35 protein-coding genes are annotated in these 21,360 nt (G+C 61.4%); 12 read left to right on the forward strand and 23 right to left on the reverse strand.

From position 1 onward, the window contains the following. Positions 1-24 precede the first annotated feature (24 nt). From DFW101_RS17375 to DFW101_RS17415, 10 genes are read right to left on the reverse strand one after another with little or no spacing between them, the layout of a single operon-like run. Positions 25-753, reverse strand: a complete 729-nt coding sequence (locus DFW101_RS17375; RefSeq protein WP_009182818.1) for a hypothetical protein — start codon at positions 751-753, stop codon at positions 25-27. A gap of 44 nt (positions 754-797) precedes the next feature. After that, positions 798-1,226 (reverse strand): tail completion protein gp17, encoded by a 429-nt coding sequence (gene gp17 / locus DFW101_RS17380; protein WP_009182819.1) that lies wholly within the window; start codon positions 1,224-1,226, stop codon positions 798-800. After that, positions 1,227-1,559: a phage head closure protein gene (locus DFW101_RS17385; protein ID WP_009182820.1), complete on the reverse strand. Its 333-nt coding sequence runs from the start codon at positions 1,557-1,559 to the stop codon at positions 1,227-1,229. Next, the gene (locus DFW101_RS19650) at positions 1,560-1,736 is read right to left on the reverse strand and encodes a hypothetical protein (RefSeq protein WP_009182821.1); all 177 of its coding nucleotides are present in this window, start codon (positions 1,734-1,736) and stop codon (positions 1,560-1,562) included. Then, on the reverse strand, positions 1,736-2,356 hold the full coding sequence (locus tag DFW101_RS17390; RefSeq protein ID WP_009182822.1) for a head-tail connector protein: 621 nt from the start codon (positions 2,354-2,356) through the stop codon (positions 1,736-1,738). Before DFW101_RS17390 ends, DFW101_RS19650 begins: the two co-directional genes overlap by 1 nt. Next, a complete protein-coding gene (locus DFW101_RS17395) occupies positions 2,356-3,633 on the reverse strand; it encodes a phage portal protein (RefSeq protein WP_009182823.1) in 1,278 nt (425 codons plus the stop codon). The genes DFW101_RS17390 and DFW101_RS17395 overlap by 1 nt, the downstream gene beginning before the upstream one ends. Further along, complete coding sequence (locus DFW101_RS17400; RefSeq protein ID WP_009182824.1) at positions 3,633-3,848, reverse strand: hypothetical protein; 216 nt, start codon at positions 3,846-3,848, stop codon at positions 3,633-3,635. Before DFW101_RS17400 ends, DFW101_RS17395 begins: the two co-directional genes overlap by 1 nt. Positions 3,849-3,908: 60 nt before the next feature. Next, the gene (locus DFW101_RS17405; protein WP_009182825.1) at positions 3,909-4,376 is read right to left on the reverse strand and encodes a hypothetical protein; all 468 of its coding nucleotides are present in this window, start codon (positions 4,374-4,376) and stop codon (positions 3,909-3,911) included. Positions 4,377-4,403: 27 nt separating this feature from the next. Next, entirely contained in the window at positions 4,404-5,711 is a 1,308-nt protein-coding gene (locus DFW101_RS17410; RefSeq protein WP_009182826.1) for a phage major capsid protein, read from the reverse strand. A 26-nt stretch (positions 5,712-5,737) separates the two neighbouring features. Then, complete coding sequence (locus tag DFW101_RS17415; RefSeq protein ID WP_009182827.1) at positions 5,738-6,502, reverse strand: HK97 family phage prohead protease; 765 nt, start codon at positions 6,500-6,502, stop codon at positions 5,738-5,740. Between the two features lie 150 nt (positions 6,503-6,652). Between DFW101_RS17415 and DFW101_RS17420 the strand changes: the two genes are divergently transcribed. The 8 genes from DFW101_RS17420 to DFW101_RS19665 all read left to right on the forward strand — a co-directional run bounded on the left by DFW101_RS17420 (position 6,653) and on the right by DFW101_RS19665 (position 11,283). Beyond that, positions 6,653-6,904, forward strand: coding sequence for a hypothetical protein (locus DFW101_RS17420; RefSeq protein ID WP_009182828.1), 252 nt, complete (start codon positions 6,653-6,655; stop codon positions 6,902-6,904). Next, entirely contained in the window at positions 6,891-7,436 is a 546-nt protein-coding gene (locus tag DFW101_RS17425; RefSeq protein WP_009182829.1) for a hypothetical protein, read from the forward strand. The genes DFW101_RS17420 and DFW101_RS17425 overlap by 14 nt, the downstream gene beginning before the upstream one ends. Continuing rightward, entirely contained in the window at positions 7,437-8,216 is a 780-nt protein-coding gene (locus DFW101_RS17430) for a ParB/RepB/Spo0J family partition protein (RefSeq protein ID WP_009182830.1), read from the forward strand. A 106-nt stretch (positions 8,217-8,322) separates the two neighbouring features. Then, on the forward strand, positions 8,323-8,670 hold the full coding sequence (locus DFW101_RS19655; protein WP_009182831.1) for a double zinc ribbon domain-containing protein: 348 nt from the start codon (positions 8,323-8,325) through the stop codon (positions 8,668-8,670). 211 nt (positions 8,671-8,881) lie between these two features. Then, positions 8,882-9,565: a hypothetical protein gene (locus DFW101_RS19660; RefSeq protein ID WP_009182832.1), complete on the forward strand. Its 684-nt coding sequence runs from the start codon at positions 8,882-8,884 to the stop codon at positions 9,563-9,565. 136 nt (positions 9,566-9,701) lie between these two features. Beyond that, on the forward strand, positions 9,702-9,851 hold the full coding sequence (locus tag DFW101_RS17440) for a hypothetical protein (protein ID WP_009182833.1): 150 nt from the start codon (positions 9,702-9,704) through the stop codon (positions 9,849-9,851). A 69-nt stretch (positions 9,852-9,920) separates the two neighbouring features. After that, entirely contained in the window at positions 9,921-10,892 is a 972-nt protein-coding gene (locus tag DFW101_RS17445; RefSeq protein ID WP_009182834.1) for a BRO family protein, read from the forward strand. Between the two features lie 253 nt (positions 10,893-11,145). After that, entirely contained in the window at positions 11,146-11,283 is a 138-nt protein-coding gene (locus DFW101_RS19665) for a hypothetical protein (protein WP_009182835.1), read from the forward strand. 34 nt (positions 11,284-11,317) lie between these two features. Here DFW101_RS19665 and DFW101_RS17450 read toward each other — a convergent pair whose 3' ends face one another. Next, positions 11,318-11,743 carry a thermonuclease family protein gene (locus tag DFW101_RS17450; protein ID WP_043643491.1) on the reverse strand — a complete coding sequence of 142 codons (426 nt, stop codon included), beginning with the start codon at positions 11,741-11,743 and terminating at the stop codon, positions 11,318-11,320. A 71-nt stretch (positions 11,744-11,814) separates the two neighbouring features. On the opposite strand from DFW101_RS17450, the gene DFW101_RS17455 reads away from it, so the two are divergent. Both DFW101_RS17455 and DFW101_RS19670 read left to right on the forward strand, forming a co-directional pair. After that, positions 11,815-12,099, forward strand: a complete 285-nt coding sequence (locus tag DFW101_RS17455) for a hypothetical protein (protein WP_009182837.1) — start codon at positions 11,815-11,817, stop codon at positions 12,097-12,099. A gap of 279 nt (positions 12,100-12,378) precedes the next feature. Next, entirely contained in the window at positions 12,379-12,549 is a 171-nt protein-coding gene (locus DFW101_RS19670; protein ID WP_009182838.1) for a hypothetical protein, read from the forward strand. Between the two features lie 749 nt (positions 12,550-13,298). On the opposite strand, the gene DFW101_RS17465 is transcribed toward DFW101_RS19670, so the two are convergent. The 12 genes from DFW101_RS17465 to DFW101_RS18725 form a co-directional block, all read right to left on the reverse strand. After that, positions 13,299-13,559: a hypothetical protein gene (locus tag DFW101_RS17465; RefSeq protein ID WP_009182840.1), complete on the reverse strand. Its 261-nt coding sequence runs from the start codon at positions 13,557-13,559 to the stop codon at positions 13,299-13,301. Next, positions 13,559-13,813 (reverse strand): hypothetical protein, encoded by a 255-nt coding sequence (locus DFW101_RS17470; RefSeq protein WP_009182841.1) that lies wholly within the window; start codon positions 13,811-13,813, stop codon positions 13,559-13,561. The genes DFW101_RS17465 and DFW101_RS17470 overlap by 1 nt, the downstream gene beginning before the upstream one ends. Before the next feature lie 9 nt (positions 13,814-13,822). Beyond that, positions 13,823-15,415: a terminase large subunit gene (locus DFW101_RS17475; RefSeq protein WP_009182842.1), complete on the reverse strand. Its 1,593-nt coding sequence runs from the start codon at positions 15,413-15,415 to the stop codon at positions 13,823-13,825. A gap of 41 nt (positions 15,416-15,456) precedes the next feature. After that, positions 15,457-15,906, reverse strand: a complete 450-nt coding sequence (locus tag DFW101_RS17480; RefSeq protein WP_009182843.1) for a P27 family phage terminase small subunit — start codon at positions 15,904-15,906, stop codon at positions 15,457-15,459. Positions 15,907-16,037: 131 nt separating this feature from the next. Then, complete coding sequence (locus DFW101_RS17485) at positions 16,038-16,349, reverse strand: HNH endonuclease (protein ID WP_009182844.1); 312 nt, start codon at positions 16,347-16,349, stop codon at positions 16,038-16,040. A gap of 193 nt (positions 16,350-16,542) precedes the next feature. Continuing rightward, entirely contained in the window at positions 16,543-16,764 is a 222-nt protein-coding gene (locus DFW101_RS17495) for a hypothetical protein (protein ID WP_043643040.1), read from the reverse strand. A gap of 2 nt (positions 16,765-16,766) precedes the next feature. Continuing rightward, complete coding sequence (locus DFW101_RS17500) at positions 16,767-17,552, reverse strand: hypothetical protein (protein ID WP_009182847.1); 786 nt, start codon at positions 17,550-17,552, stop codon at positions 16,767-16,769. 443 nt (positions 17,553-17,995) lie between these two features. Further along, positions 17,996-18,439: an ERCC4 domain-containing protein gene (locus DFW101_RS17510; protein ID WP_009182849.1), complete on the reverse strand. Its 444-nt coding sequence runs from the start codon at positions 18,437-18,439 to the stop codon at positions 17,996-17,998. 11 nt (positions 18,440-18,450) lie between these two features. After that, on the reverse strand, positions 18,451-18,801 hold the full coding sequence (locus DFW101_RS17515) for a phage holin family protein (RefSeq protein WP_009182850.1): 351 nt from the start codon (positions 18,799-18,801) through the stop codon (positions 18,451-18,453). Beyond that, a complete protein-coding gene (locus DFW101_RS17520; RefSeq protein WP_009182851.1) occupies positions 18,798-19,136 on the reverse strand; it encodes a hypothetical protein in 339 nt (112 codons plus the stop codon). The genes DFW101_RS17515 and DFW101_RS17520 overlap by 4 nt, the downstream gene beginning before the upstream one ends. After that, a complete protein-coding gene (locus DFW101_RS20080) occupies positions 19,133-19,354 on the reverse strand; it encodes a hypothetical protein (RefSeq protein WP_232286105.1) in 222 nt (73 codons plus the stop codon). Before DFW101_RS20080 ends, DFW101_RS17520 begins: the two co-directional genes overlap by 4 nt. A 130-nt stretch (positions 19,355-19,484) precedes the next feature. Then, positions 19,485-20,399 (reverse strand): glycoside hydrolase family 108 protein, encoded by a 915-nt coding sequence (locus DFW101_RS18725; protein ID WP_009182853.1) that lies wholly within the window; start codon positions 20,397-20,399, stop codon positions 19,485-19,487. A gap of 225 nt (positions 20,400-20,624) precedes the next feature. Here DFW101_RS18725 and DFW101_RS17535 point away from each other — a divergent pair, with 225 nt between their 5' ends. Together DFW101_RS17535 and DFW101_RS17540 are read left to right on the forward strand one after the other, a co-directional pair. Further along, positions 20,625-20,906 carry a hypothetical protein gene (locus tag DFW101_RS17535; RefSeq protein WP_009182854.1) on the forward strand — a complete coding sequence of 94 codons (282 nt, stop codon included), beginning with the start codon at positions 20,625-20,627 and terminating at the stop codon, positions 20,904-20,906. A 21-nt stretch (positions 20,907-20,927) separates the two neighbouring features. Then, positions 20,928-21,359: a hypothetical protein gene (locus tag DFW101_RS17540; protein WP_009182855.1), complete on the forward strand. Its 432-nt coding sequence runs from the start codon at positions 20,928-20,930 to the stop codon at positions 21,357-21,359. The last annotated feature ends 1 nt before the right edge of the window (position 21,360 follow it).

Here is a 21,360-nt window from a genome sequence, read left to right on the forward strand (position 1 = left end):
TGCCGCCCAAATATGGAGCCGCGCCTAGTAGGTGCTGGCGTGCAGGGTGGTGGCCCCGGCGGCCGCATCCATGACGGCCACGCCCGTGGCGACGGTGTTGCCGGTCACGGTGGTCAACGTGCTGATGACGATCTCGTTTTCCGAGACGGTGGTGATCTTCGCGTACCCCTTGTTCGTGCCGGTATCGATAATGATGGTCCGGCCGGCCTTGAACCCGGCGGCCTCGAAGTCCGTGGTGGTGCTGGTGATCTTGGAGCCGGTCGCCACGAAAGCGATGTCCGAGGCGGTCACGTGATAGGCAAAGGTCTTGATGGCCCCGCCGCACGGCATTTCGCCCGAGAACTTGTAGGAGTCGTTCTTGCCGGCCGCGCCGTCCGGGCCGGCCTTGGAAACCTGGAAAAAGCCATCCGGGTCGTTGGCGAGGTCCAGGGCGCGAAAGTGCATGGTCACGGAGTCGAAGTAGAACCGCACGTCCTTGAGCTTGGTCTGCGCGACCATGGCGGCCTCCAGGGCGTTCTGGCCCTCTTCGTCGCCAAGGATCGTGTAGCCGGAGAAGGCGGCGGCCGACCGCTTGCCCTCGCCCACTTCCTGGGTCTGGAAATCGACGCCGAAGGTCGAGAAGGTGAGAAGGTCGCGGGACTCGACGGGCATGGTCAGGGAGTTGAGCCCCTTGACCACGGCCGGGTCACCGCTAAATGTCCCGAGAACGACGGCCGAGTTGACGGCCTTGAGGAATTCCGCACGAAGCGCCATGGCGTGTGCTCCTTGAAGGTTGAATTTTACGGGAAAGGCCGGTGCTAGAGCGCTTGCACCAGCCCGGCCAGGGTGATTCCTGATTGCCAAAGGGCGGTTGTGCCGTCCGATTCGTCCATGGTCGGCACGGGGGTGTCCCGCACCAGCCGGAAAGGGATGAGACCGACGGTGGACATCTCCTGTTCCTCGAAAAGGTCGTAGGCCAGGGAAGCCAGATTCATGGCCGCACCGGCCGTCTTGGCCCACACGGAAAACTGGACCAGTACGTCAACGGCCCGCTCGGTCCAGGTGCTGGCGTCCGGGGCGTCCACGAAGAAGAAGACCGAGTAGGGCAGCGCCCACCCCTGTGCGGCCGCGCCGAACGCAAACCGGACACCGATGCCCGTGGCAAAGCCATGCGTCGGGTTCGCGTCGAACCGGGCGACGATGGCCTTGACGATCAGGGGGCGAAGGTCGATCCGTGCGAGGACCATTTACGAAGCCTCCCGGCCGAGCTTTTCGGTCACGTCCAGGGTGAATTGGCCCGGGATCGTGTCGTTGATGAACGTGATGGCGAAGGACCGCGTGCCCATGGTTAGGCGGTGCGCCGTGGTCAGGCCGGCGAAGGACCGCATGAGCACGCCGTGGGACACTTCGGCCTGGTTGGCCCGGGCCGTCTGCCGCTCTTGGCCGGACTTGGCCCACAGCTTGGCCCAGACCTTGGCGACCGGAGCCCAGCCCGGAACCATCCCGCCGTATTCGTCCCTGACGGGCGTGTTGGCCTCGATGGTCAGGCGGTGCTTGAGTTCCCCGGCGCGAATACCCATTTACGACTCCATCGCCACGTCAACGTCGACCACGTCGGCAGCGCTGCCCATGGTCGCTTGCCACGACAGCTTCACCTGCACAGCCCGGACGCCGGTTTGGTCGTAGAAGACCCTGGCGGCCTCCATGACGGCGCGGTGGAACTCTTCGGCGGGGAGCAAATCGGATTCGATCGGCATTAGGAAACCTCCATGATGCGCCAGCGATCCAAGAGGCCGTCCGCAAACCGGGACGGCACCTCCACGGCGGACGCGGAGACATTGCCGGCGACGATGCTTTCGCGGTTGGCCCACAGGGTGGCCACGCGCATTTTGATCCAGGTTTTGATGTTCTCGGGTACGGCGGCGGCATTCGGCCAGCCGGCCGTGTACCGGATCGTCACGGCGTCGGCCCGGCGGAAGGTGTCGGGCCAGAAGCCGCCCGGGGCCGGGTAGAGCGACGGCGGCACGGCGTCCGAGGCGTTCAAGACGACGTAGGCCGCTTCGTCCATCGTGACCGAGGCGTTGCCAGCGTCGAAGTAGGCGGCCGACTCCACGGCGGCCAGGGGCGGCCGGGGGAGCTCGACACCCTGGCCCCACCGGGGGAAGCCGGGGAGGGTCAGTTCAAGGGTCTGCATCAGGATCGCCCGGCGGGTCAGGTTCTCGGCCTCCTCGCGGGCGGCCGTGATGAGCGACGAAAGCAAGGCGTCGTTGGCCGCATCGGCTGCGGTGTCGCCGGTCGCGTCGATCCGCGCCCAAGCCTTCATTTCGGCCAGGGTCACGGGTTCGGAGGCGGGCGGGGTGATGATGCGGATGGCCATCAATCCTTCCTCCCGCTTCCGTCACCTTCAGCCGGGGTGGAGACGTTTTTCCAGCCGCCCTTGACCCATTCGTCCACGGGCATCATGTTGACCGGGGCCATGCGGAAATCGCCGTTCTCGACGGGGCTCTCGCCCTCCCACACGCGGCATTCGTTGGGGGCCAGGATGCTCCACTGAATGCCCTTGGCGTAGACCTCGAACCGGGTCTTGATGTCGGCCCTGAGGAGCGCCCACGTGTCGAACGAAACGGAAATTCCGGCCTCGCTAAGGCCGAAGGCGCGGTCGAAAGCCGCCTCGATGCGCTCCAGGTAGGGCATGAGCGTCTGGTCGTAGTAGCCCCGGCTTTGCTGTTCCAGCCCGGCCCCGGCCGTGGTGGACTTCTCCGTGTGCTGGAGCATGTGAAGCGGGATGCGGAAAACGCGGGCGATTTCCTCGACCTGAAATTTACGGCTTTCCAGCCATTCGGCGTCCACCGAGGACATGGAGAGCGGCTTGTAGGCCATGGCCTCTTCGAGAACGATGGTTTTCCCGGCGTTGTTCGTCCCGGAATACATACCGTCCCACTGCCGGCGCAGACGTTCGGCCGCGCCCTCGCTCAGGATTTGCGGATGTTCCAGGATGCCGGACGGCCGCGCCCCGTTGCGGAACAGGTTTGCGCCGTGCTGTTCGGTAGCGATAGCCAGGCCGATTGCTTCCCGCAGGCCGGTCAAGATCGACGTGCCAAGCAAGCCGCCGGTATTGAGCCGCTTGACATGCAGCACGTCACGGGCCGGGATCGTCAACGGCTGGTCGCGGAGAATGGCGGAATCGTGGGGACCGGTGCGGGCGACCTGAAAGAACAGGGAACCGTCTTCCGGGGCGACCATCACCGTCACCTGGGACGGATTGATCGGAGCCAGGGTCACGGGGCGACCGCGACCGTCGCGCAGGATGACCACGTAGGCATTGCCCCAAAGGAGGAGCCCGAACATCATCTGTTCAAAAAAATCGACGTGCGTCTGCCAGCCGTTGGGGCGAAGCAGCAGCTTGTAAAGCGCATGGTCCTTGGCGACGACGGACTTGCCGGCCTCATTCGTGCGGTAGACGGCGACCGGAAGCTTGCCCACGTCTTCGGCCAGGATGCAGCAGCACGCAAAAAACGTGGACTGCCCCAGCGCCGTGGCCGGATCGACATTGACACCGGAACCGGTCGGGCCGCCGCCCCAAAGACGGCCAAGCCATCCGGGGTTGGTGGTCCCGGCCGACTTGCGGCGGAACATGCGGGAAAAGAGGCCCATTATCGCCCCTTGCGCCCCATCTGGCGGTTGGCCGGGGCCTGGGGCATGGACTTGTCGGGATAGGCGTTGCCCTGTGCCGGTGCGGGCACGGCAGGGGCTTCCTTGACGGGCGTGGCGGCCCCCAGGCGAACAAGCCGGTCAGCCTCAAGCACGGGGAAGCCGGCCACTTCGCCGGAATTGTAGGGCGGAACTTTGCGCGTGAACTGGATCAGCATACTTTCCCCCCGAAAGTGCGGGGCCGAGGGAGGATGCCCGGCCCCGCTATGCGCTTCCGCCTAGTTGGCCTTGGCGGTCACGGGCTGCACCTGGGCACCCCCCAGGACGTAGACGGCCGACAGTGTGGCCGTGTCGGTGCCGGTCGCGGTCAGATCGGGCGTGTACTGGACGCGCACGTAGCGGTCGGCCCCGGACACGTCGAAGTCGAGTTCGACCACGCCGGTCACGGTGCCGCCGCCGGTCGGGCCGGTCGCAACCACGGCCGTAGCCAGGGCGGCCCCGAAGTCGGCAACGCCGGCCCCGGCGGTGGACGTGGCGTCCTGGAGGTTGGCGGCAACGGTCAGGGTTTTGGTAGCGGCCAGGGTGGCGGTGTAGGCAATGATGACCTTGAGGCTCGAAAAGCCCTGGCGGTCGATATACGCGCCGTCCACTTCGGTGGCGTCACCGGTCCCGCCGGCCGTGGCCGCCGAGATGGCGGCGAAACGGGCGGCAAGGGTCTCGGCGATGCCTTGGGCGTTCATGTGCATGGCTGATTCTCCTCTTGTCCCGTGCGCTTACGCGCCCCAGGTGATGCCGGTGACGATGGCGGCGGAACGGTCGTGGCGCAGGCAGAAGTCGTGGCGGGCGATGGCGCGAACCACGGTCTGGTCCTGCGAGAAGGCGGCCACGACGGTGCTGCCGTCGTTGTAGGCGGCGGTGTCGGACACCATCAGTTCGATGCCAGACTCCTCGCCAATGACCGCATCGGCCATGTCACAGAGGTACATTTCCGCTTCGTTGCCGCCCGAACCGAGGTTGGCCGGGACCACGTTGCTCTCGTAGATCGGGTAGCCCTTAAGCTGGCCTTGGGAGACTTCGGGGAAGGCCAGCATGCCGTTGGCGTCGCGCAGGAACTGGAGATAGACGCGGGAGCGCGGCGGCATGATCCAGCCGGGGGACAGCATCCGCACGTTGTTGCCGAGCAGGCTGTTGAGGCAAAAGCGGATGTCGGTTTCGATGTTGGCGAGGGTCGTGCCGGCGGTCGCCTGACGGTTGGCGGCCACGATCCAGTGATAGATGCCCTTGGGGGCGTTGCCCGTGCCGTCGCCACGCAGGAAGGCCGAATCCTCGGTCAGGGCCATACCGGAAACGATGTCGCTGGCCACGATGCCGTCAGCGGCCGGGCCGTTGGCGCGAAGCAGGTCATTGGAAATGGGCACCACGGCGGCCAGCTTGCGGGCGTTCAACTGGATCTGGCCGAAGGTCATGCCGGTCTTGCCGATGGGGTTATTTTCCCCAACGTAGGACGCCGACGTGCCGGCGGTGATGCGCGGCACGAGCAAGGTCCCCTGCATGGGCATGGAACGGGCACCGGCCCGACGCACCACAGCCTGGGCGCGGAGCAGCTCGATGACCTCATTGCTGTAGGTGGCCGGGACCAGGAAGCCGCCGGCCGAACCGATGGACGCGGCCAGGGCCTTGGTGACGGGGTGGGACTCGCCGTAGAGGCTGGCAGCGGCAGCGGTCGCGCCGGACTTCTGGCCGCCACCGGCCGCGATGGCCCGGACAAACTTGCCGAAGGTCGCGCCCTTGATGTTCTGGTCGCTCTCGACCTGGACGATGCGAGGCAGGCCATTGGCGTCACGCTCCACCGTGAACGGGGCGGCTTCGTCCTTGACAGGGACGGCGGACTTGGCCTTGGCGGCTTCCAGGGTTTCGGCCCGGTCAATCTGGCCGTCCAAGGACTTGATTTCGGCCTCGACGTCGGAAAACGCCTTGGCCTGGTCCTCGGTCGGGTCGCCGTCACCGATCTCGGTCAGCACGGCGGCCAGCTTGTCCACTTTTTCGGCCCGCTCCTTGCGGAGGGCCAGAATATCCTTCATGGAGATTCTCCTTCCTTTTGAGCGGGCTATGCCGCCCTCTTGAGTTTCAAAAAACGGCAAACGAGCCCGGCCCGCTTGCTGGAAAATCCTTTCTTGGGCTTGTCGCCCTGGCATCCGGCCTCATCCTCGGGCCTGTCGTCCTCGGGGTCGTCCATGGGCATGTCCTCGGGCGGCATGTCGTCGCCCTTGGTCGCGTCGGCGCCTTCCGGCTTAGGGGCGGCCCCGGCCTGTTCGCGCATCCACGCCAGCATGGGGGAGGCGTCCAGGCCCTTCATGCCGGCCTGCACCAGCGCGTCCGGGTGGGCGGGGATGGGAACCACGGAAATTTCCAAAAGCTCGGCTTCCAGAATGTCGATACCGCACCGGCCATTCGCTTCGTCGTCCACCCACTCCCAGCGGATCGGGATGAAGCCAACCGAAACAGCATTCAGGCACCCCTCTTGGATGAGCCGGAAAACGTTCTCAGCCATGGGGTTGGCCTCGGCGGATGCGAACTGGACGGTAACGACAAGAGCGTCACCCTCAATGCCGACCGACACGGCCTTACCAATGGGCAAGTCGTGCGAATCGTGGCCGAAAAGAATGACGGGGTTGCTCTTGAACCGATCCAGCCGCCAGCCGGCCAGCTTGATGGAGTCGCCCATGCGGTCCACGGCCTCGGTCGAAGCGACGAACGACACCGTGCGGGCCGCAACGTCCAAGCCTTTCGCCTGGAAGCTGTAGCCTTTCTGGACGTTCTGTCCGGCCTTGGGCGCGGCACGGAACTGTGCGGAGTCGATGAATTGCGGCATGAAAGCCCCCTCGCTAGTCACAGCGTAGGGGGCTTATTGAAGAAAACGGAAGGGGGTTGGTCCCCCGTGGGGGAGTCTCGCTATTGAATTTATCCTGTGCCTGCGGATATACTGCCCCTAGTGAACGAATCACAACACGGGGGAATCGGCATGGGAAATACACAAATGGCAGTGGAAGAGTTGCGGGGCCTGCTCCCGCCCATCTTTGCAGGGCAAAGTATCGACGAACTCACTGGCGGGGCCATCATCTGGCGGACCATCTTGAACGCCAGGGCGCGGAAAGAGGTTCCCGTGTCGTGCTTCGTGAAGTCCGGCCGGAAGGTGTTGGTGAAGCGCGATCCGTTCCTGGATTGGTGGAGAGCGACGTTGCGGGAGGAGGTGGGCGACGATGCCAATGAGTGAGGCGTGTGCCCTTTGGGTGGAGCAGGCCGTTCAAGAGGCGGTGGAAAGCGGAGACGACGTGGCGAAGTCGTTTTTAGAGGTCAGTCGTGAAATTCAAGCCGACATTAAAAAGCACTTCGACACGTTGGTCAGCATCGAAACTCTCCGAAAAAAGATTGCCAAGGCCGCCACTGGTCAAGTTGACCAACAACCCGAAAACCAAGGCCAGGAGCCGGTCAAGGGTGGTTGCACTGGTTGCAAACTTGACCCCATACAAGTCGTCGCCAAGATCGAAAAGATGGTCGGGCAAGGGAAGTCAATCCGGGAGGCATCCGAAGAGATCGCCAAAGAAACAGGCAAGCGCCCATCCGCCGTCCGAAGCGCCTACGCCCGTGAACGGGAGAAGCTGGCCCCCGAAGACTCCCCGTCCGAAGCGTGGCAATTCGTCGAAATCGCCATCCTGCAATTAAGCAGGATCAAGCGAGACGATCCCGGCCGGAAGGAAGCTTTCCAAAAAATCAAAGACTGGATTGCAAGCCAGGAGGTTGAATAAATGTCCAAGGTTCTTGAGACACGCAACTATGGAATGTTTGCTCTGCACAACCTCAACCGCGACGTGGACAAGATCACCAAGCTCGAAAAGAGCATGAAGGCAAACGGATGGATTCCGGCCTACCCCATGCACGTTGTCCGCGAAGGTGGCCACCTGAAAATCAAGGGCGGCCACCACAGGTTCGAGGTCGCCAAAAAGCTCGGCATCCCCGTAAAGTACGTCGTCTGCGACGACAAGGCGACAATCCACGAACTGGAGGACGCCACCACGCCCTGGGACTGGCAAGACCATCTGACCTCGCACGTCCGCAATGGCAATGTGAACTACTTGAAGGTCAAGAAATACCAAGACGAAACCGGTATCCCCCTTACCTGCGTTGTCTCCATGCTCGGAGGCAATACCGCCGGCTCGGGAAACCACACCAAGGCATTCAAAAGTGGGACTTTTAAAGTCAAGGACACCGCCCATCTTGCTGTTGTGGCCGACCTCGTGGCCGCTGCAAAGTCGGCCGGCTTCAACGGGGCAACCAATCGGAATTTCGTCATCGCCCTGTCCAAGGTCGCCAAGGCCGATGGCCTCGACCTCCCGCGCCTCAAGTCCAAGATGACGGCGCATCCCTACCTGTTCCAAAAATGCACGGCCGTTGACGCCTATCTGGCCGTGCTCGAAGAAATTTACAACCGGAAACGTTCCGATAAGGTGCCCCTGGCCTTCATCGCCAACGCGGCAGCCAGAGAGCGGAATGCGGTCACGTCGAAGCATCCCGGGAAGGCCGCTTGACCAAAACGGCAACAGTTGCCGGTTTGACGGGCCGTCCTTCGGGGCGGCCTTTCTCTTGCCCCTCGTCCCGGCTCCCTGGTATTGGGAGCCGAAAGGGGAGGGGCACATGGGCTATTTTCTCGTCGCCATCTGTTGCGGCATCGCGTCGGCCATGATTGCGTCATCGAAGGGGCGCAGCGCGGGCGGTTGGTTTTTTCTCGGACTCTTGCTCGGGCCGTTCGGGGTGATCTTCGCGGCCATCGCTGGGAAAGAAGGCCCGGCCGGCGATGAGCGCAAGTGCCCGTTTTGCGCGGAGTTCATCAAGAAAGAGGCGGTGGTTTGCAAGCATTGCGGGAAGGACGTGTCTGGGGCCGGCACTGACCCCGACAGCACGATCCCTTGCACCCAATGCGGCCACGAAAACCCCCTCCGTGCCTACAAGTGCGAAGGCTGCGGCCACTACTTCCAGGACTGATGCGCGGCCGAAATGGCCAAGATGAAGAACGACCTGACCGTCCGCATGGGGGCGCTTCTCGCCGCCGCCATGGGAGTCGTCGCCGCGTTGAAGCTGTTTTCGTAGCAGGCGCTGTCCTGCACGACCTTTCGAGCCCCGCCCCACGTGGGGCTTTTTTGTTGACAAAGACTGACCTCTCGGGATTTTGGACAAAAAAACCGGAGGGCTAGTCATGGAGAAAAACAAAGTTTGCGTATTCGCCCCAAGGGGCGGGGAAAAAGGAATTGTCAACCTGTGCCCTGACGGTAAGGTGCTAAATTTATGGCCAAAATCGGAGTCATACGCGTACCACGTCTATAAACCTGGGAATCCAGGCGAGGGCGGGAAGATTTCTACAGTGCCGGACAAATTCACGGAAGATATCTCATTAGCTAAGAGAGAGGGGCGAGTCGTAGAAGCTATTTTTTCTGATGTTGGCGGGAAGAAAAGGGTTAGAATTGAGATTTTCTCAAAAGACGCATCTGAAATTGAGATAAAAAGGAGAAGCAACTGTTTAGCTGAGCAGATTTCAAAAACATATAGACCGAAAAAGTCAATAATATGTAAAATCTCTTTAGATATTCAACGCGGTCTACAGTGCGGGGATAGTCTTTTCTTGGCAGATAGGCCGATTGAACACTACGCCAAATCATCCTCAATGTACGATATTGTCTTGGTTTTTCATGACTCAAACGGACGTGATGTTGGCAAGCTTAATTACCATATCGGAGTTAAGGAAAAACTTTTAAGGGCAAAATGCAGCGGGTACGTTTTAGATATTAAAATATTAGAAATGACTGGACCACCCCCTGGCGTAACGTCAATTTTTGACCGCAGAGAGGCAACAGTTGAAATTAAGTTCATCAAAAGGTGCTAGGTAGAGTTTGACAACCATCTGACGCCAGAAAGCCCTGGGTGTCCGGGGCTTTTTTTGTTGACAGGTCAAAATTTCAGCGCGGGCCGGGTTGACAAGCACGCCAAGCTAGCTTAGCTAGACCACCAGGAGCGTGGATATGGAAACAACGATTATCAACGTCAGGAAGTTCCCGCTCGACCTTCACAGGGAGGCGAGGTCCGCAGCGGTGATGGAGGGCATAACCTTTAGGGATTGGCTCATAAAAGCCGTCAAGGAGAAATTGGAGAGAGACAAGGCCCAAAAATAAGCGGCCCCCGCCGGATGCTGGAACATCCGACCAGGGCCTAACCAGTAACCGCACATGCGAGGTGCAATTATGGCTAGCGCGATCATATCCGAACCCGTCCCGACGAGCAATCCCGTCCCATTCGCCTTCGAGTCTCACGAAATCCGTACCGTCATTAACGGCGACGGCAATCCTTGGTTCGTAGCCCGGGATGTGTGCGCCGCCATGAACATTTCCTGGCAGGGCATGAAGAGCCTGAGCGCCATCCCCGACACATGGAAACGGGTGGGGAAACTCCCGACCCGTACCCGCGACGGGAGAAAACAAGTCAACGACGTTGCCACGATCTCCGAACCAGCCGTCTACAAATTGGCCTTCCGCTCGAACAAGCCCGAGGCGGACCGATTCACGAACTGGATAGCCTCGGAGGTCATCCCGGCCCTGCGCCGGCAGGGCAAGTATGAAATCTGCCCCACCACCGGCACACTGACTGCCGGCCAGCAACAGGAAATCAAGGAACTGGTCCAGGCCAAGGCGTCGGCCTACCCGGACGCGGTGAAGCGTAAGGTCTTCTCGCAAATATGGATGCGCCTGCAACGGAAGTTCAAGGTGCCGCGCTACGAGGAGTTGCCCGTCAGTCTGTTCGGTGAGGCCCGGGACTACGTGATCGCCATGCAGGTGCGGAGCGTGGACGCGCCGGCCTTGGAAGGAGCGGCGGCTACCCCGGCTCTCCCGCCGGCCTACCCTCGCAGCACCCTGGACGACTACAAGGCCCTCTACCGGAGTCTGCCGCCATCGCCGCAGTATTGGATGGACCTGCTTTCCCGGTATCTCCACGCGCACGAAATCCTGGGCAGCGAACTGGAGGCGGTGAAAGCCGAAGCCACGAAGCCGTTCCGGGTGAACCGCAAATCCGGCGTGTCCACCTACTTTGACGAGGCCATGACGCCGGCCTATCGCATGTTCGACAACGCAGAAAGAAACCTGCATCTGGCCTACTGCCAAGTCTTCGATGCTATGGAAGGCTTTCGGAGCCTTTGGCTGTTGCTGAACAAAGGATAGGGGCCAGATCGTCGAGAATAGGGGGCCGCTCCGGGTGGGGCGGCCCTTTTTCTTCTACCAAAAAACAAGAGTTAACTTGACCTGGGCCGCCAAATGGGCATTGTCTGGGCGTGAGGAAGCGAATCGTTGACCTGATCGAGAAGATGGCAGCGGGTTGCTTTGTCGGAGCGATTATCCAAGAACGGGTGTTGCCGCTGGCATGGGCTTTTACCCTCGCTGGATTATGTTTATTCCTGCAATGGAGGGCTGACAAATGAGCAGCACGTGGATATATAACCTCATCGGATTGTTCGGGATCGCTCTCGCCATTCTCTTCTTCATCCTCCCCCCTGACAAGCCCAAAAACGGCGGCGATGCCTGCGGGAATGACCACAAGAAAGCCCACTGCTAGTCACAGGGCCGCTCGAAAGCGGCCCTTTTCCGTCTCACCACGCCACCTTCGTCCCGCCCTCATAGTCCCCGTGCGCCAGCCCGGCCTTAACCAATTCCGCCGCCACGTCCACACCGCCGCAGACCGGCGTTGCGTCTATCCTGAAATATTTGTCCCGGCCGACGCCGCGCAACTCCACCGTCGAGCCAGACGGACACAAGCCGCGCACCATGTCCCGGGCCAGGACGGCCATCGCGTGAATCTCGGGCCGCTGGTCCTTCATTTCCGGCGTGTCGATTCCCCGCACCCGAATGCTGATGCCGTCGCCCAGGAGCGGATGCACGTCCGGGATAGAGACGGTCATCGTGTCGCCGTCATAGACGCTGATGACGACGGCAAACAGGTCGCCATAGGTCCGTTCGCCGGCAAGGGTGAGGGTAGGGATAAGAACAAGGGCCAGGGCCAGGAAGAAACGTGTCATGGGGCGCATTTTAGTCCTTTCGGGGCTGGTTTTGAAGTGGTAGAATAGGGGGGGGCAAAAGAGAGGTTGACATGCGTACCGTCATCGCAGCCGCCGCCGTCCTGCTCTTCGCCTCCCTGGCCTTCGCCAAAGATGAGACACACTTTTACGACGCCAAGGGACATTACCGGGGCCGGGCGACAACCAACACGGCGAACCCGCGCCAGAAGAGCCTTTACGATTCGCGGGGCAACTACTTGGGCCGCGTGATGACCTTGCCGGACGGGACGGAACGGGTTTATGATTCAAAGGGGAATTACCAAGGGAGTGGAGGGGGACACATTAAACAAAATGGGGAACAAAGAAATGGGCGTTAAGATTAGACACAATTGTGGATCATGTGGTCAAGACGATTGGGGCGTTACACTTGTAGAATGTCTTGATTTTTCAACCATAGTAGAGGACGATGGTAATTTTGGGGATACGGTCATAAAAACCTATGAAAGAGGTGTTGCGGTGACATTTAGATGCTCACGGTGTAGGCATTATCATTTTCAAACAAAGATGAGCCATGGAGAATTTGAGAAACTCAGGGCAAGCATTCTCCCGGCCAATCAATAGACCGATACTGTCCAAAGAAAAGGGAGGGCGACGGGATGGCCGCAAAATCAAAAGAAGAATTACTGAATATCGCCATCGGCATGTTGCGCGATATCGAGTGGGCAGGGCAGGATCGAGACGGCGATGCGGAGTGCTTGTTTTGCCCAAGCATGAGGGATTACGACGAGACGCACGGGGACGACTGCAAGTGGAAACTGTTTTTTTGATATGTACAATGAGACCATTGCCGCCCATAAGGCGGCCAAGAGGGATGCCCATAAGGACATGCGAGTGAGATGGGCCGGCGGCAAGTTTCCGTCGCTGGTTTGTTCAAAGGAGGGGAGATAACCACATGCCAACCCTGCCAGACTTCTCCCTCGTCATGGGGTCTATATGGCTTGATGGGGATAGTTTCCACGCACTGCCGCAGAACGGGAACGATGCGGCATCAATGCTTCAAAAGAGGGGGCAAATGACAAGGGCAAAGGCGGAGGCGATGGCAATCGAAAACATAAGAAAGGTGGCATGATGACCGGGAAACAAGAATGGGCAGTATCTGTGAGTACGGGGCCAGGGGAAATTTCGGAATTTGACGCCAACTCAGCCAGGGTGGAATACTTTGAAGCGGCTATAATCAAAGGTGAGCCGGTTAACGGTAAAACAATCACAAAACTTTCCGTCTGCCCAAGGAGTTCAGGGCTCTACGACATTAAGTACAGGTTTATTTTAATTGAACAGCCCGCTAGCGCCTAAACCGTCTCGTCAACCTCAATCGCCTTAAAACTCTCCCCGCAGTCCTCGCAGTGCAAATTCCGCACCCGCACCCGCCCAATCGGCTTGTGCGTCGTGCCCTTGTTTCCCTTTTTGCACCACCGGCCACACTGCGGGCAGCACCCGGCCTGCCGGAAATTCGACCACATGCCGGCGTGAGGGATCGACAGAGGGACGGGGGAATGGGGTTGTTGGACGGTCTGCATCAGTTCACCTCCAGGGCCATGCCCTCTTCTGTGAGCCAGCCCAGGTCCAGACTCACCCCGTATTCGTACCAGCCACAGCCAGCCCACTTTTCGAGAAGGAAGAGGCAGCGTTTCTCGGGGATGTTATGACACTCCCCCATCTCGCGCACTATGTCGCGGACGGAAATCCAATTGTCTAAGGTCCGCCCGGCCATGACCTGTTGCAGGCGCTTCAAGAAAGTCCGCGCATCCTCTTTGGTCGGGCCTGTCTTGCCAGCCATCAGTTCACCACCCCCTCGCCGCCTTCCGGTTTCACCACCGTCTTCACCCCACTACCCCCAATCAGCACGTCAAAGACCTTCGCCGCGCCGTCGTCGGGCAGTTGAAGGGCCTGCCGGGCGTTCTCCCGGGCAGTCCCGGCCTCCCGGAACATGGTCACGGCCTTGACCTCCAAAAAGGCGGCCCTTCTGTCCCAAAAATTGGCGATGGCAAGGCGCTTGAACTGCGCTATGGCGGACTTGATCGTGTCTTGCATGGGGGTCTCCTATCCCAGGGTCAGGAAGCCGCGTCCTTCGTAGACGCTCGGACCGGCATTCTTCGGCGGGGAGCCCGTCGCCCCGTTTAAGGCCATAGCTAGGGCGACAAGGCCGTCGATGCGGCCGGTGGATTTGATCTTGTCGAACTTCCTGTTTCCGGCCGGGTCTTTCTGCGCTCGCACATTCATGGCGCACATGGTTAAAACGGGGTTCATCCCGTGGCGGACTCTCCCCTCTGCCAGGGCATCCTCGAGGATCTCCACGGCCGGGTTCATGTCCTTGAAGCCTTGGCCGTGGGGAATGAGCCGCAGGCCGTCCGGCATCGGCGGCCATGTCCCGGTGTGATTCTTGGGTGGGGGTGACCAATCGACGCCCTCAATCCAGGCGTCCACGCCCTCTTCGTCCAGGGCTCGCTGCAAATCGGCGATGCGCCAGCGGTCGAACTTGATGCCGACGATGTTCATCCGTGACCGGTGTTCGGCGATGGCGCGTGCCACATAGCGGTAATCAATGGTCTTCCCGGGAACGGCAGTCAGATAGCCCTGGTCGCGCCAAAGGCAATAAGGGACCTTGTCCCGGTCGGCCCGCTCCTTTAAATTGTCGGCTGGCGTCCAGAAGAACGACAGGACGTGCCAGTTTTTTTCATGGTCTTCTGCCACATATTCAAGCGACGTGAGGTCATTTTTCCCCGAAAGGTCCAAGCCGCCGGTTACGGGCTGGTCCTCGAAAACGGAAAGGTCCGGCTCTTCGCCGTTGGCCTTCCAGACGTTGGGGGTGATGAGGTGGGCGGCCGAAGAAACCCGTTGATTAAGGCGGAGGTTGCGAAATCCGGCCTCCGCGCTCGGCATGGCCTTGGCCGTCCGGGCCGCCTCGCGCATGTCGGCTGGATTTAAAAAGTCTCCATAGGCCGGGTTTGACAGCTTCCACGCCTCTTCGTCTTCAATATCCATTTCGGGTGGCGTCTCAAAAAGAAAGCACACTACCGTGGGGTCATCGATTTCGCCACGCATGACCTTGAGGCCGTAGTCGATTTCCTGAGACAGAAGCGCAGCATCATTCTCTGCCTGAGTGGAGATGATCCACATGAGCGGTTCAAGGTGGGCGCCGCGACCCTGCGCCAGTGTGTCGTAAAATTCGCGGTCTGCCCCGAACTGTGCAAGTTCGTCGAAAAGCAGGAGCGCAGGGCCTATGCCGTGCTTCCCCTTGACCTCGCTGGACAGAGCCTTGAAAATGGACCCGTTTGTTGCAACAAGCTCCTTAGTCGCCGCCTTGACGTTGACGACGGAAGAAAGCTCGTCATCCATCTCGACCATTTGTCGGGCATATCGAAAGGTGATTGCCGCTTGCTCGCGTTCGAACGCCGCCGAATAAAGCTGTTCGTTTGTTTTGGCCTCTGGCCCGCAAAGGTGCGCCAAGACCACACCAGAGACGATAGGTGTTTTCCCGTTTTTTTTGGCGACGGAGTAGATAACCTTGCGGACGACACGGTGCCCGTATTCGTCAACAGGATTGTAGACGCGCCGAATTATGTCAGTCTGCCAGTTTCTAAGCCGGAACGGCTGTCCCTGGTGCATTCCCTCGGGCACGCACAGGCTATTCATGAATCGGACAACCTTGTCGCCCCTGTCCGATTGGTAAATGTTCAACCCTTGCCCCCGAACATGAGCCCGGAACGGCCGGACGGGGTGGCAACCGGCTTCTCTTCCTTGCCCGCCTGCTTCGGTGACATTCTGGAATTGGCGCACAGGCGCAGGGCCACGGCCAGGGCTTTCATGGTCCCGTCCGCCGCCGTGCCGATAGCGATAGCCGGGTGGGCTTTCGTGGAGCCGGTCGCCGTTGGGACAATCATCCCCTCTACCGCCAAGGACTGTTCCGCCTCGACGGCACGGGCATACGCCTCGCAGTACCGGCGCAGAAGGGGAAGGTCGCCGGCCTTGAAGTGGTCGGCCGGGTAGTCCTCGACCACCAGCTTCCACATTTCCTTCGCCACAGGGCTCATCCCGGAGAACGGCTTGACGCGCTCCACGGGGCGTTTGCCCACCTCGGGGACGGCGGCGAGTGCCTGCTGCGGTTTTGGTCCTCGTTTACCCATGGCCGACCTCAACTTTTCCTTGCGTTAAAACGAAATTTTTGGGATAAAATGACCGGGAAAAGCACCCCAAAAGCCAGACGAAACTCTACGTGATTGGGCCACATCGGTTTCCAGCCCAACAACCCCAAAGATTACACCACCCTATCCCTGTAGCACGGATGCGCCGGGTCAATCGGCATCCCATCGGGTCCGCACCCTCGCCGCACCCACGGCCGCCCCTGTTTGTCGGCGACGGTCTTGCTCTTGTGGCAGGCCCCGCAGGCCGAAGCGAGGTTGTCCCAGGCCCAAGGGTCCCCGCCGTTGTTGATGGCCTGTTTGTGGTCCACCTCGGTTGCGATGGCCTGAGCCTGCTGGGGGCAATACTCGCACATGGGGTTCGCCCGCAGCTTGGCAGCCCGCAGTTTGCGCCACCTAGCCATGTTGTAGGGGTAGCCTCCGCTCATCTCCCCACCTCCTGCATCGCCCTTGTCTCCCCGCTCCCGCACCATGGGCACCGGCCCCTGCCAGCAAGCGCGCCCAACACCGAAACCGTGAACACCGTCCCGCACCCCACGCACCAGCGGTGTGACTTGGCCCGAGCCCAGCACACGGTCATATCCTCGGCCGGGTCGAGGTAGACGGGCTCACGGTCCAGCATTATCGACCCTCAAAAACATAGGCCGGCACAGGTGCTACCCGGCCATCGATCCGCTGCACCAGCTTGCGCCCCACCCTACATAGCCCGGCGGCTAGGGCCTGCTTGATCCTGCGCCGAGTCAACTCGGGAGACATGCCGGTCTGCTCCATGATCTCGGCCGTGGTATAGCCATCGCCTCCGACCTGAAACGCGAGACCGGCAAAGAGAGCGTCGAAGTCCATGGTCACGCTTTCACAGCACGCGGACGAGCCGACCGAATCTTGAGTATGTGCGGCATCCATGTGTAACTCCCGTTGTCGGCCACATCGAAATGCACGAGGCCATAATGGACCAGCCCCGAACACTGCCGGGAACCGAACTTGCTGCCCATTCCCTGGAGGGCGGGCAGGGTCATAGCGAGATAATCAGCGTCCCCATTGAACGCGAAATAGTGGACGTGGGATCGTAGGATGACATTGGCCTTCGGGGCTCCGTCCTGCTCGGCCCAAAGCTGGTTCCACAGCCGCTCCCGGGCCATGGCAGTGTGCCGGCCGTGCGGGACCTGGGACGATCCCACCTTGTGCTTGGCGTCGAACACGCAGCCGTTGACGTCCACCCATTCGTGCCCGCCAATGGATGCGCCCACCTTGTCGGCTACTATCTCCTCCATGTCCTCGCCGTCGGCCGAAACATGATAGGGCGTTCCGTGGGTGCAGACGATCCGCCCGGCCTTGACCTCACGTATGCAGGCGGCGGCAATGTCTGCCTGAGCGCGTAGGTCGGACGTGACAAGCTCGGTCCCTCCCGAGCGAGAGCCCTTGCCGTCGATCATGTCGCCGTTGACCAGGAGCACATCCACGGGCTGAAGGGCGGCTATCGTGCGCTCGTACCAGCTCCAGCACTCCCGTTGCATGGCTCCACGTGCCTGCATGTAGTCCGGCCCCATGCCGGCACGGTACTGCCAAGCGGGAGGGGTGAGGCCGGCGAAATGCCCGGCGTGGATATCGCCCATGGCAACCACGCGCTTCATCTCGCGCACCTGCGGCGCCTGACCGGGCGGGCCTCGCGGTCCCGCTTAAACTCGTCCAGCGACCTCGGCCCGTCTCCCCTGCCGTCCTGGATCATGGGCGCGGCGTGCGCTGCGGTGGTGCACCCATGGCCCATCTGATGGTCCACCAGTGACCCATCCATCTCTCCATCCTGTATATAGGGGGGCCGGAATTTGTAGACCGTGGCCCGTGGCGTCCTGTGTCGCTCGATCACCCCTTTGCCGATCAGCCCGGCAATGGAGCGCGTGAGCTGCCCCAGGCTGAGCCGCGTCCGGGCCTGCATCGTGGCCCGCTTGAGCCAGACCGTGCCCGTGGATTTGTCGGCAGCGAGTGCCATCATGAGTCCCACCAGTGTCTCATGCGGCGACAGGTCCGCCCTGGCTTGGACCATAGCCGCGAGGGCGATGCCGAGGGATGCCACACGCTACGCGACCGCCTTATACCGTCGCTCGACCGTCCGCCAAAAGTGCCGCAGGAACGAATACGTAAACCTCTCGGCTCCCCTCCGGTCCTGGGCGAAATAGAACGTCAGGCGGTACCGGCACATGAACGCCACCACCGACTCATAGGCGGCCTGGGGATTGAGCTTGGACCTGTAGTTGCCCGTGACCAGATCGGACAGCGGCGACTCGACGACCACGGCCGCAGCCTCATGCCCCCGCAACCGCTCAAGCTCGTGCTCGAACCGCTCTCGCTCCCGCCCCAGGCACGCCACCAGATCGGGCAGGCTCTTGCGCTCGACGGCCACCAGCGATTCCAGGCCCGGGATGGAGTAGTCGCCGGCTTGGAGCGTGCCGGCCGTGATCTCGACGTCGTAGCCGGCGAAAGAGAAGGGGGCCTGCTCCCGCGTGTCCACGATGATCCGCATAACCGGCCGCCTCACAGGTCACACTTCTCGGCGCCGGCCAGGAGCTTGCGCGAAAAGATGGAGAGGAGTTGCGGCCCGGAGAATCCGGCCATGCCCACGATCCCAGCCTGAATCCCGCCGGGGATGGACGTGGACTCCAGGAGGAGCCAGGTCACAAACCCCGCGAAAAACGCCGTGACCGCCCCGATGACCACGTCGAGGAGCAGCACGCGGAGAGGACATGCTTTGCGCTTGTGAGCGATGAGCGCCCGGACGACACCCCCGAGAACAGCCAGGCCAACAGCCGGCAAGGCCTCCAGCCAGTGGTACAGAGAGGCCAGCCAGTCAGGCAGAGCAGGGGAGGGCGTCGGAACGGGGCTCATTGTTTCGCTCCAAAAAACTGCGCTCCGCACTCCCGCACGGACCTGTAAAATATGGCTGCCCCGGCCATACGGGCCGATTCGAGTGGACCGCCAGCCTCCAGGACAGTGATGCAGATATTGAGGTAGAGCCGGATGTCGTCCTCAAGCCGCTTCGCCTCGTCCCCGCCCTCGCCATAGCCCCAATCGTGGATATTGCACGGCTCTGTGATGCACAGGCCAAACAGATGGTCGGGGATGAGGTCCACGCGCCAACCGCCCGGCCCGCACCCGTTGACGACGGCGGCGCGCTCGGCCTGGCTGGCTGCGAGGTAGGACTCGGGGGCGAGGAGATTCATTTCGAGGCCACCTCCGCAATCGCCGTCACCCTGGCCCGTGCCCGGCCGTACAGATCGAGAGCCGCCAGCAGGTCGCCGCGGGTGGCCACGGCTTCCAGGTCCACGATGTCAGCCCGCAGGTCAGCCAGGCCCGGAACGGCTCCCTTGGCCTGCAACGCCGTGTAGCTGGCCCACAGCCATTCGACGCCGGCCGCGATCCTGGCCGGCAGCGTGGACACGGCTTCGGTCGCCTGGACCCCGTCCGGCCCGGAGGAGGCGGGGGAGCGGCCCCCTCCGGTGGACGTGGCGGGTGGGAGGATGCACCCTGGCAACGCGAGATATGCGGCGAGGAGAGCGAGGCAGACGCGGCTACGCATTGCGGCCTCCGATGGGCCGGGCAGTGACGCGGCCCCACACGGCCAGCGAGGCCAGGGCCGTGGAGATGAGCGGGGAGAGGTCGGGGACGGTGTAGATTTGGCCGCCGATGCGGAGGGCGACGTCCCAGGCGTTGGCCCCGAGCAGTTGCAGCCCAAGCATCCCGAGGACGCCATAGATGGTCTTGGACTTGGCCAGGGCCTTGAGGACGACGGTCAGCCGAGAAACATCCGGTAGACCCGGCTCCACCGCATCGCCCATCGTCGTGCCGTCGCCCGGGACATCCGACAGTCCACCAGTCGGCATTCGAGGTGCAGGGGGTTCAGTCGGTGCTGGAGCCAGGACCGCAGGCGCTTGCACATTGGCGACCTCCTGCACGTACTTTATCAGGTCAGCCGTCCGATTCGCCCATCCATCGGCAAATACGGCAAGGGCCGGCTTCGCGGCGATGAGGCGCTTGTAAAAGGCTTCGCGCTCTTGGACACAGCGCAAGGCAAGCAGTTCGTCGTCCAGAGCCGCCACCCTGGCCCGCGTCTTCGGACCGAGCTTGCCGTCTTCGTCGATCTTTTGGCCGTCGAAGGCGTTACAAGCCGCCTGGAGCAGAAGGACGGCACGGCCGCGGCCACAGTTCACCGAGGCGTCATAGTGGGCGATGCCGGTCAGGGCGGGAAACGAGTCGAGGTCTTGGCAGGTCCAGAATTCTTGCTTGAGCAGGGCGGATGCGGCGGCCGGGGTCAACGCCCGGATGTCGTCGGCGTCAATATCCCCGTCGCCGTCGACATCATGCCCCTGGGCGCGGAGAAACTGGAAAGAGACGCCGTATTTTGTGACGCCCCCCGGGTCGGCCTTGTTGTCGGATAGGCCGCCCTCCCATTTTGTGCGGAATTTGTCGGCTTCGGTGAAACCCATGCGGCCCTCCCAAATCCCGGACGGGCCGGGCGGATGGGCCTAATTCTACTCCCGCTTTTTGGGCTCCCTCAGCCAGCGACAGCCACAGGCAACCACCGACAAGAATTGGCTATTGACAAGTTTCAAAAAACTTTCACGGGCCACTTGACAGTCTCCGCTAGAGTAGCTACTGTCTACTCAACGGCGGACGGGATTGGCCCGGAGCAAAACCGAAAGGAGACCACCATGAGAGCCATCGAAAACACCAGCGGCACCTACCTCGTGATCGGCAATCGCGGCCTCGGGATCGAACTCCAGGTTGTGGGCGAGTGGGCCACCCGCGAACAGGCTCAAATGGTGCTTGATGGCCTCAATATGGCCGCCGGGTACTGGTACGAGTTGTTCATTTTGGCCCCTGGCGAGTCCACCACGTTTGACCCTGGCCTTGAACTCGCGCCTTACGACGACACGGCATGCCACAACAAGCCCGGGGATTTTCTTTTCGATCCTACCGCACCCCTGGCCTAGCCGACCCCAAAGGAGCTCTCCATGGTCACCAACACGACAGACCTCCCCGACAACCTGGACGACCTCAAGGCCCTGCGCAACTCCACAATGTCGGCCTACATCACGGCCCGAGAGGCAGAGCAGGAACGGAACGACGAAGAGGACTACACCCCCGGCGACAGTGCCCGGCTGATGGCTACCCTGCGGGTCATTGATGCCAAAATTCACACCATGCCGAAGCCTGCACCAATAGAAGAACCGATTATTGATCCAAACAACGAGATGACATGGCCGTCCATGCAAAGTGGACTGGTTACTGTAGAAATGGCGTATCTCATGGGGAGACACGCGGCTGTTACTCCTGGCTGCATCCACCCGGATCAAGGCGAAAAACATGGCTTTTTTGGTCCAGTAACCAGCGCATATCGGAGAGGATGGGAAGACGCAACAAAGACAAACGGGCAGGGGGAATGAA

It is taken from the genome of Solidesulfovibrio carbinoliphilus subsp. oakridgensis (assembly GCF_000177215.2).
In the GTDB taxonomy this organism is placed as follows: domain Bacteria; phylum Desulfobacterota; class Desulfovibrionia; order Desulfovibrionales; family Desulfovibrionaceae; genus Solidesulfovibrio; species Solidesulfovibrio carbinoliphilus.

Excerpts from the sequence above, each read along its gene's own strand:
- DFW101_RS17470 (WP_009182841.1), bottom strand. The coding sequence starts at position 13,813 with ATGCAAGACACGATCAAGTCCGCCATAGCGCAGTTCAAGCGCCTTGCC.
- DFW101_RS17475 (WP_009182842.1), bottom strand. The coding sequence starts at position 15,415 with ATGAATAGCCTGTGCGTGCCCGAGGGAATGCACCAGGGACAGCCGTTC.
- DFW101_RS17455 (WP_009182837.1), top strand. The coding sequence starts at position 11,815 with ATGCGTACCGTCATCGCAGCCGCCGCCGTCCTGCTCTTCGCCTCCCTG.
- DFW101_RS17395 (WP_009182823.1), bottom strand. The coding sequence starts at position 3,633 with ATGGGCCTCTTTTCCCGCATGTTCCGCCGCAAGTCGGCCGGGACCACC.
- DFW101_RS17495 (WP_043643040.1), bottom strand. The coding sequence starts at position 16,764 with ATGGACTTCGACGCTCTCTTTGCCGGTCTCGCGTTTCAGGTCGGAGGC.
- DFW101_RS17405 (WP_009182825.1), bottom strand. The coding sequence starts at position 4,376 with ATGCACATGAACGCCCAAGGCATCGCCGAGACCCTTGCCGCCCGTTTC.
- DFW101_RS19665 (WP_009182835.1), top strand. The coding sequence starts at position 11,146 with ATGAGCAGCACGTGGATATATAACCTCATCGGATTGTTCGGGATCGCT.
- DFW101_RS18725 (WP_009182853.1), bottom strand. The coding sequence starts at position 20,399 with ATGGGTTTCACCGAAGCCGACAAATTCCGCACAAAATGGGAGGGCGGC.
- DFW101_RS17480 (WP_009182843.1), bottom strand. The coding sequence starts at position 15,906 with ATGGGTAAACGAGGACCAAAACCGCAGCAGGCACTCGCCGCCGTCCCC.
- DFW101_RS17375 (WP_009182818.1), bottom strand. The coding sequence starts at position 753 with ATGGCGCTTCGTGCGGAATTCCTCAAGGCCGTCAACTCGGCCGTCGTT.
- DFW101_RS17420 (WP_009182828.1), top strand. The coding sequence starts at position 6,653 with ATGGGAAATACACAAATGGCAGTGGAAGAGTTGCGGGGCCTGCTCCCG.
- DFW101_RS17515 (WP_009182850.1), bottom strand. The coding sequence starts at position 18,801 with ATGAGCCCCGTTCCGACGCCCTCCCCTGCTCTGCCTGACTGGCTGGCC.
- DFW101_RS17410 (WP_009182826.1), bottom strand. The coding sequence starts at position 5,711 with ATGAAGGATATTCTGGCCCTCCGCAAGGAGCGGGCCGAAAAAGTGGAC.
- DFW101_RS17450 (WP_043643491.1), bottom strand. The coding sequence starts at position 11,743 with ATGACACGTTTCTTCCTGGCCCTGGCCCTTGTTCTTATCCCTACCCTC.
- DFW101_RS17510 (WP_009182849.1), bottom strand. The coding sequence starts at position 18,439 with ATGCGGATCATCGTGGACACGCGGGAGCAGGCCCCCTTCTCTTTCGCC.
- DFW101_RS17430 (WP_009182830.1), top strand. The coding sequence starts at position 7,437 with ATGTCCAAGGTTCTTGAGACACGCAACTATGGAATGTTTGCTCTGCAC.
- DFW101_RS17520 (WP_009182851.1), bottom strand. The coding sequence starts at position 19,136 with ATGAATCTCCTCGCCCCCGAGTCCTACCTCGCAGCCAGCCAGGCCGAG.
- DFW101_RS19670 (WP_009182838.1), top strand. The coding sequence starts at position 12,379 with ATGGCCGCAAAATCAAAAGAAGAATTACTGAATATCGCCATCGGCATG.
- DFW101_RS17425 (WP_009182829.1), top strand. The coding sequence starts at position 6,891 with ATGCCAATGAGTGAGGCGTGTGCCCTTTGGGTGGAGCAGGCCGTTCAA.
- DFW101_RS17535 (WP_009182854.1), top strand. The coding sequence starts at position 20,625 with ATGAGAGCCATCGAAAACACCAGCGGCACCTACCTCGTGATCGGCAAT.
- gp17 (WP_009182819.1), bottom strand. The coding sequence starts at position 1,226 with ATGGTCCTCGCACGGATCGACCTTCGCCCCCTGATCGTCAAGGCCATC.
- DFW101_RS17540 (WP_009182855.1), top strand. The coding sequence starts at position 20,928 with ATGGTCACCAACACGACAGACCTCCCCGACAACCTGGACGACCTCAAG.
- DFW101_RS17445 (WP_009182834.1), top strand. The coding sequence starts at position 9,921 with ATGGCTAGCGCGATCATATCCGAACCCGTCCCGACGAGCAATCCCGTC.
- DFW101_RS17440 (WP_009182833.1), top strand. The coding sequence starts at position 9,702 with ATGGAAACAACGATTATCAACGTCAGGAAGTTCCCGCTCGACCTTCAC.
- DFW101_RS17500 (WP_009182847.1), bottom strand. The coding sequence starts at position 17,552 with ATGAAGCGCGTGGTTGCCATGGGCGATATCCACGCCGGGCATTTCGCC.
- DFW101_RS17400 (WP_009182824.1), bottom strand. The coding sequence starts at position 3,848 with ATGCTGATCCAGTTCACGCGCAAAGTTCCGCCCTACAATTCCGGCGAA.
- DFW101_RS17485 (WP_009182844.1), bottom strand. The coding sequence starts at position 16,349 with ATGAGCGGAGGCTACCCCTACAACATGGCTAGGTGGCGCAAACTGCGG.
- DFW101_RS17465 (WP_009182840.1), bottom strand. The coding sequence starts at position 13,559 with ATGGCTGGCAAGACAGGCCCGACCAAAGAGGATGCGCGGACTTTCTTG.
- DFW101_RS17385 (WP_009182820.1), bottom strand. The coding sequence starts at position 1,559 with ATGGGTATTCGCGCCGGGGAACTCAAGCACCGCCTGACCATCGAGGCC.
- DFW101_RS19650 (WP_009182821.1), bottom strand. The coding sequence starts at position 1,736 with ATGCCGATCGAATCCGATTTGCTCCCCGCCGAAGAGTTCCACCGCGCC.
- DFW101_RS19660 (WP_009182832.1), top strand. The coding sequence starts at position 8,882 with ATGGAGAAAAACAAAGTTTGCGTATTCGCCCCAAGGGGCGGGGAAAAA.
- DFW101_RS17415 (WP_009182827.1), bottom strand. The coding sequence starts at position 6,502 with ATGCCGCAATTCATCGACTCCGCACAGTTCCGTGCCGCGCCCAAGGCC.
- DFW101_RS19655 (WP_009182831.1), top strand. The coding sequence starts at position 8,323 with ATGGGCTATTTTCTCGTCGCCATCTGTTGCGGCATCGCGTCGGCCATG.
- DFW101_RS17390 (WP_009182822.1), bottom strand. The coding sequence starts at position 2,356 with ATGGCCATCCGCATCATCACCCCGCCCGCCTCCGAACCCGTGACCCTG.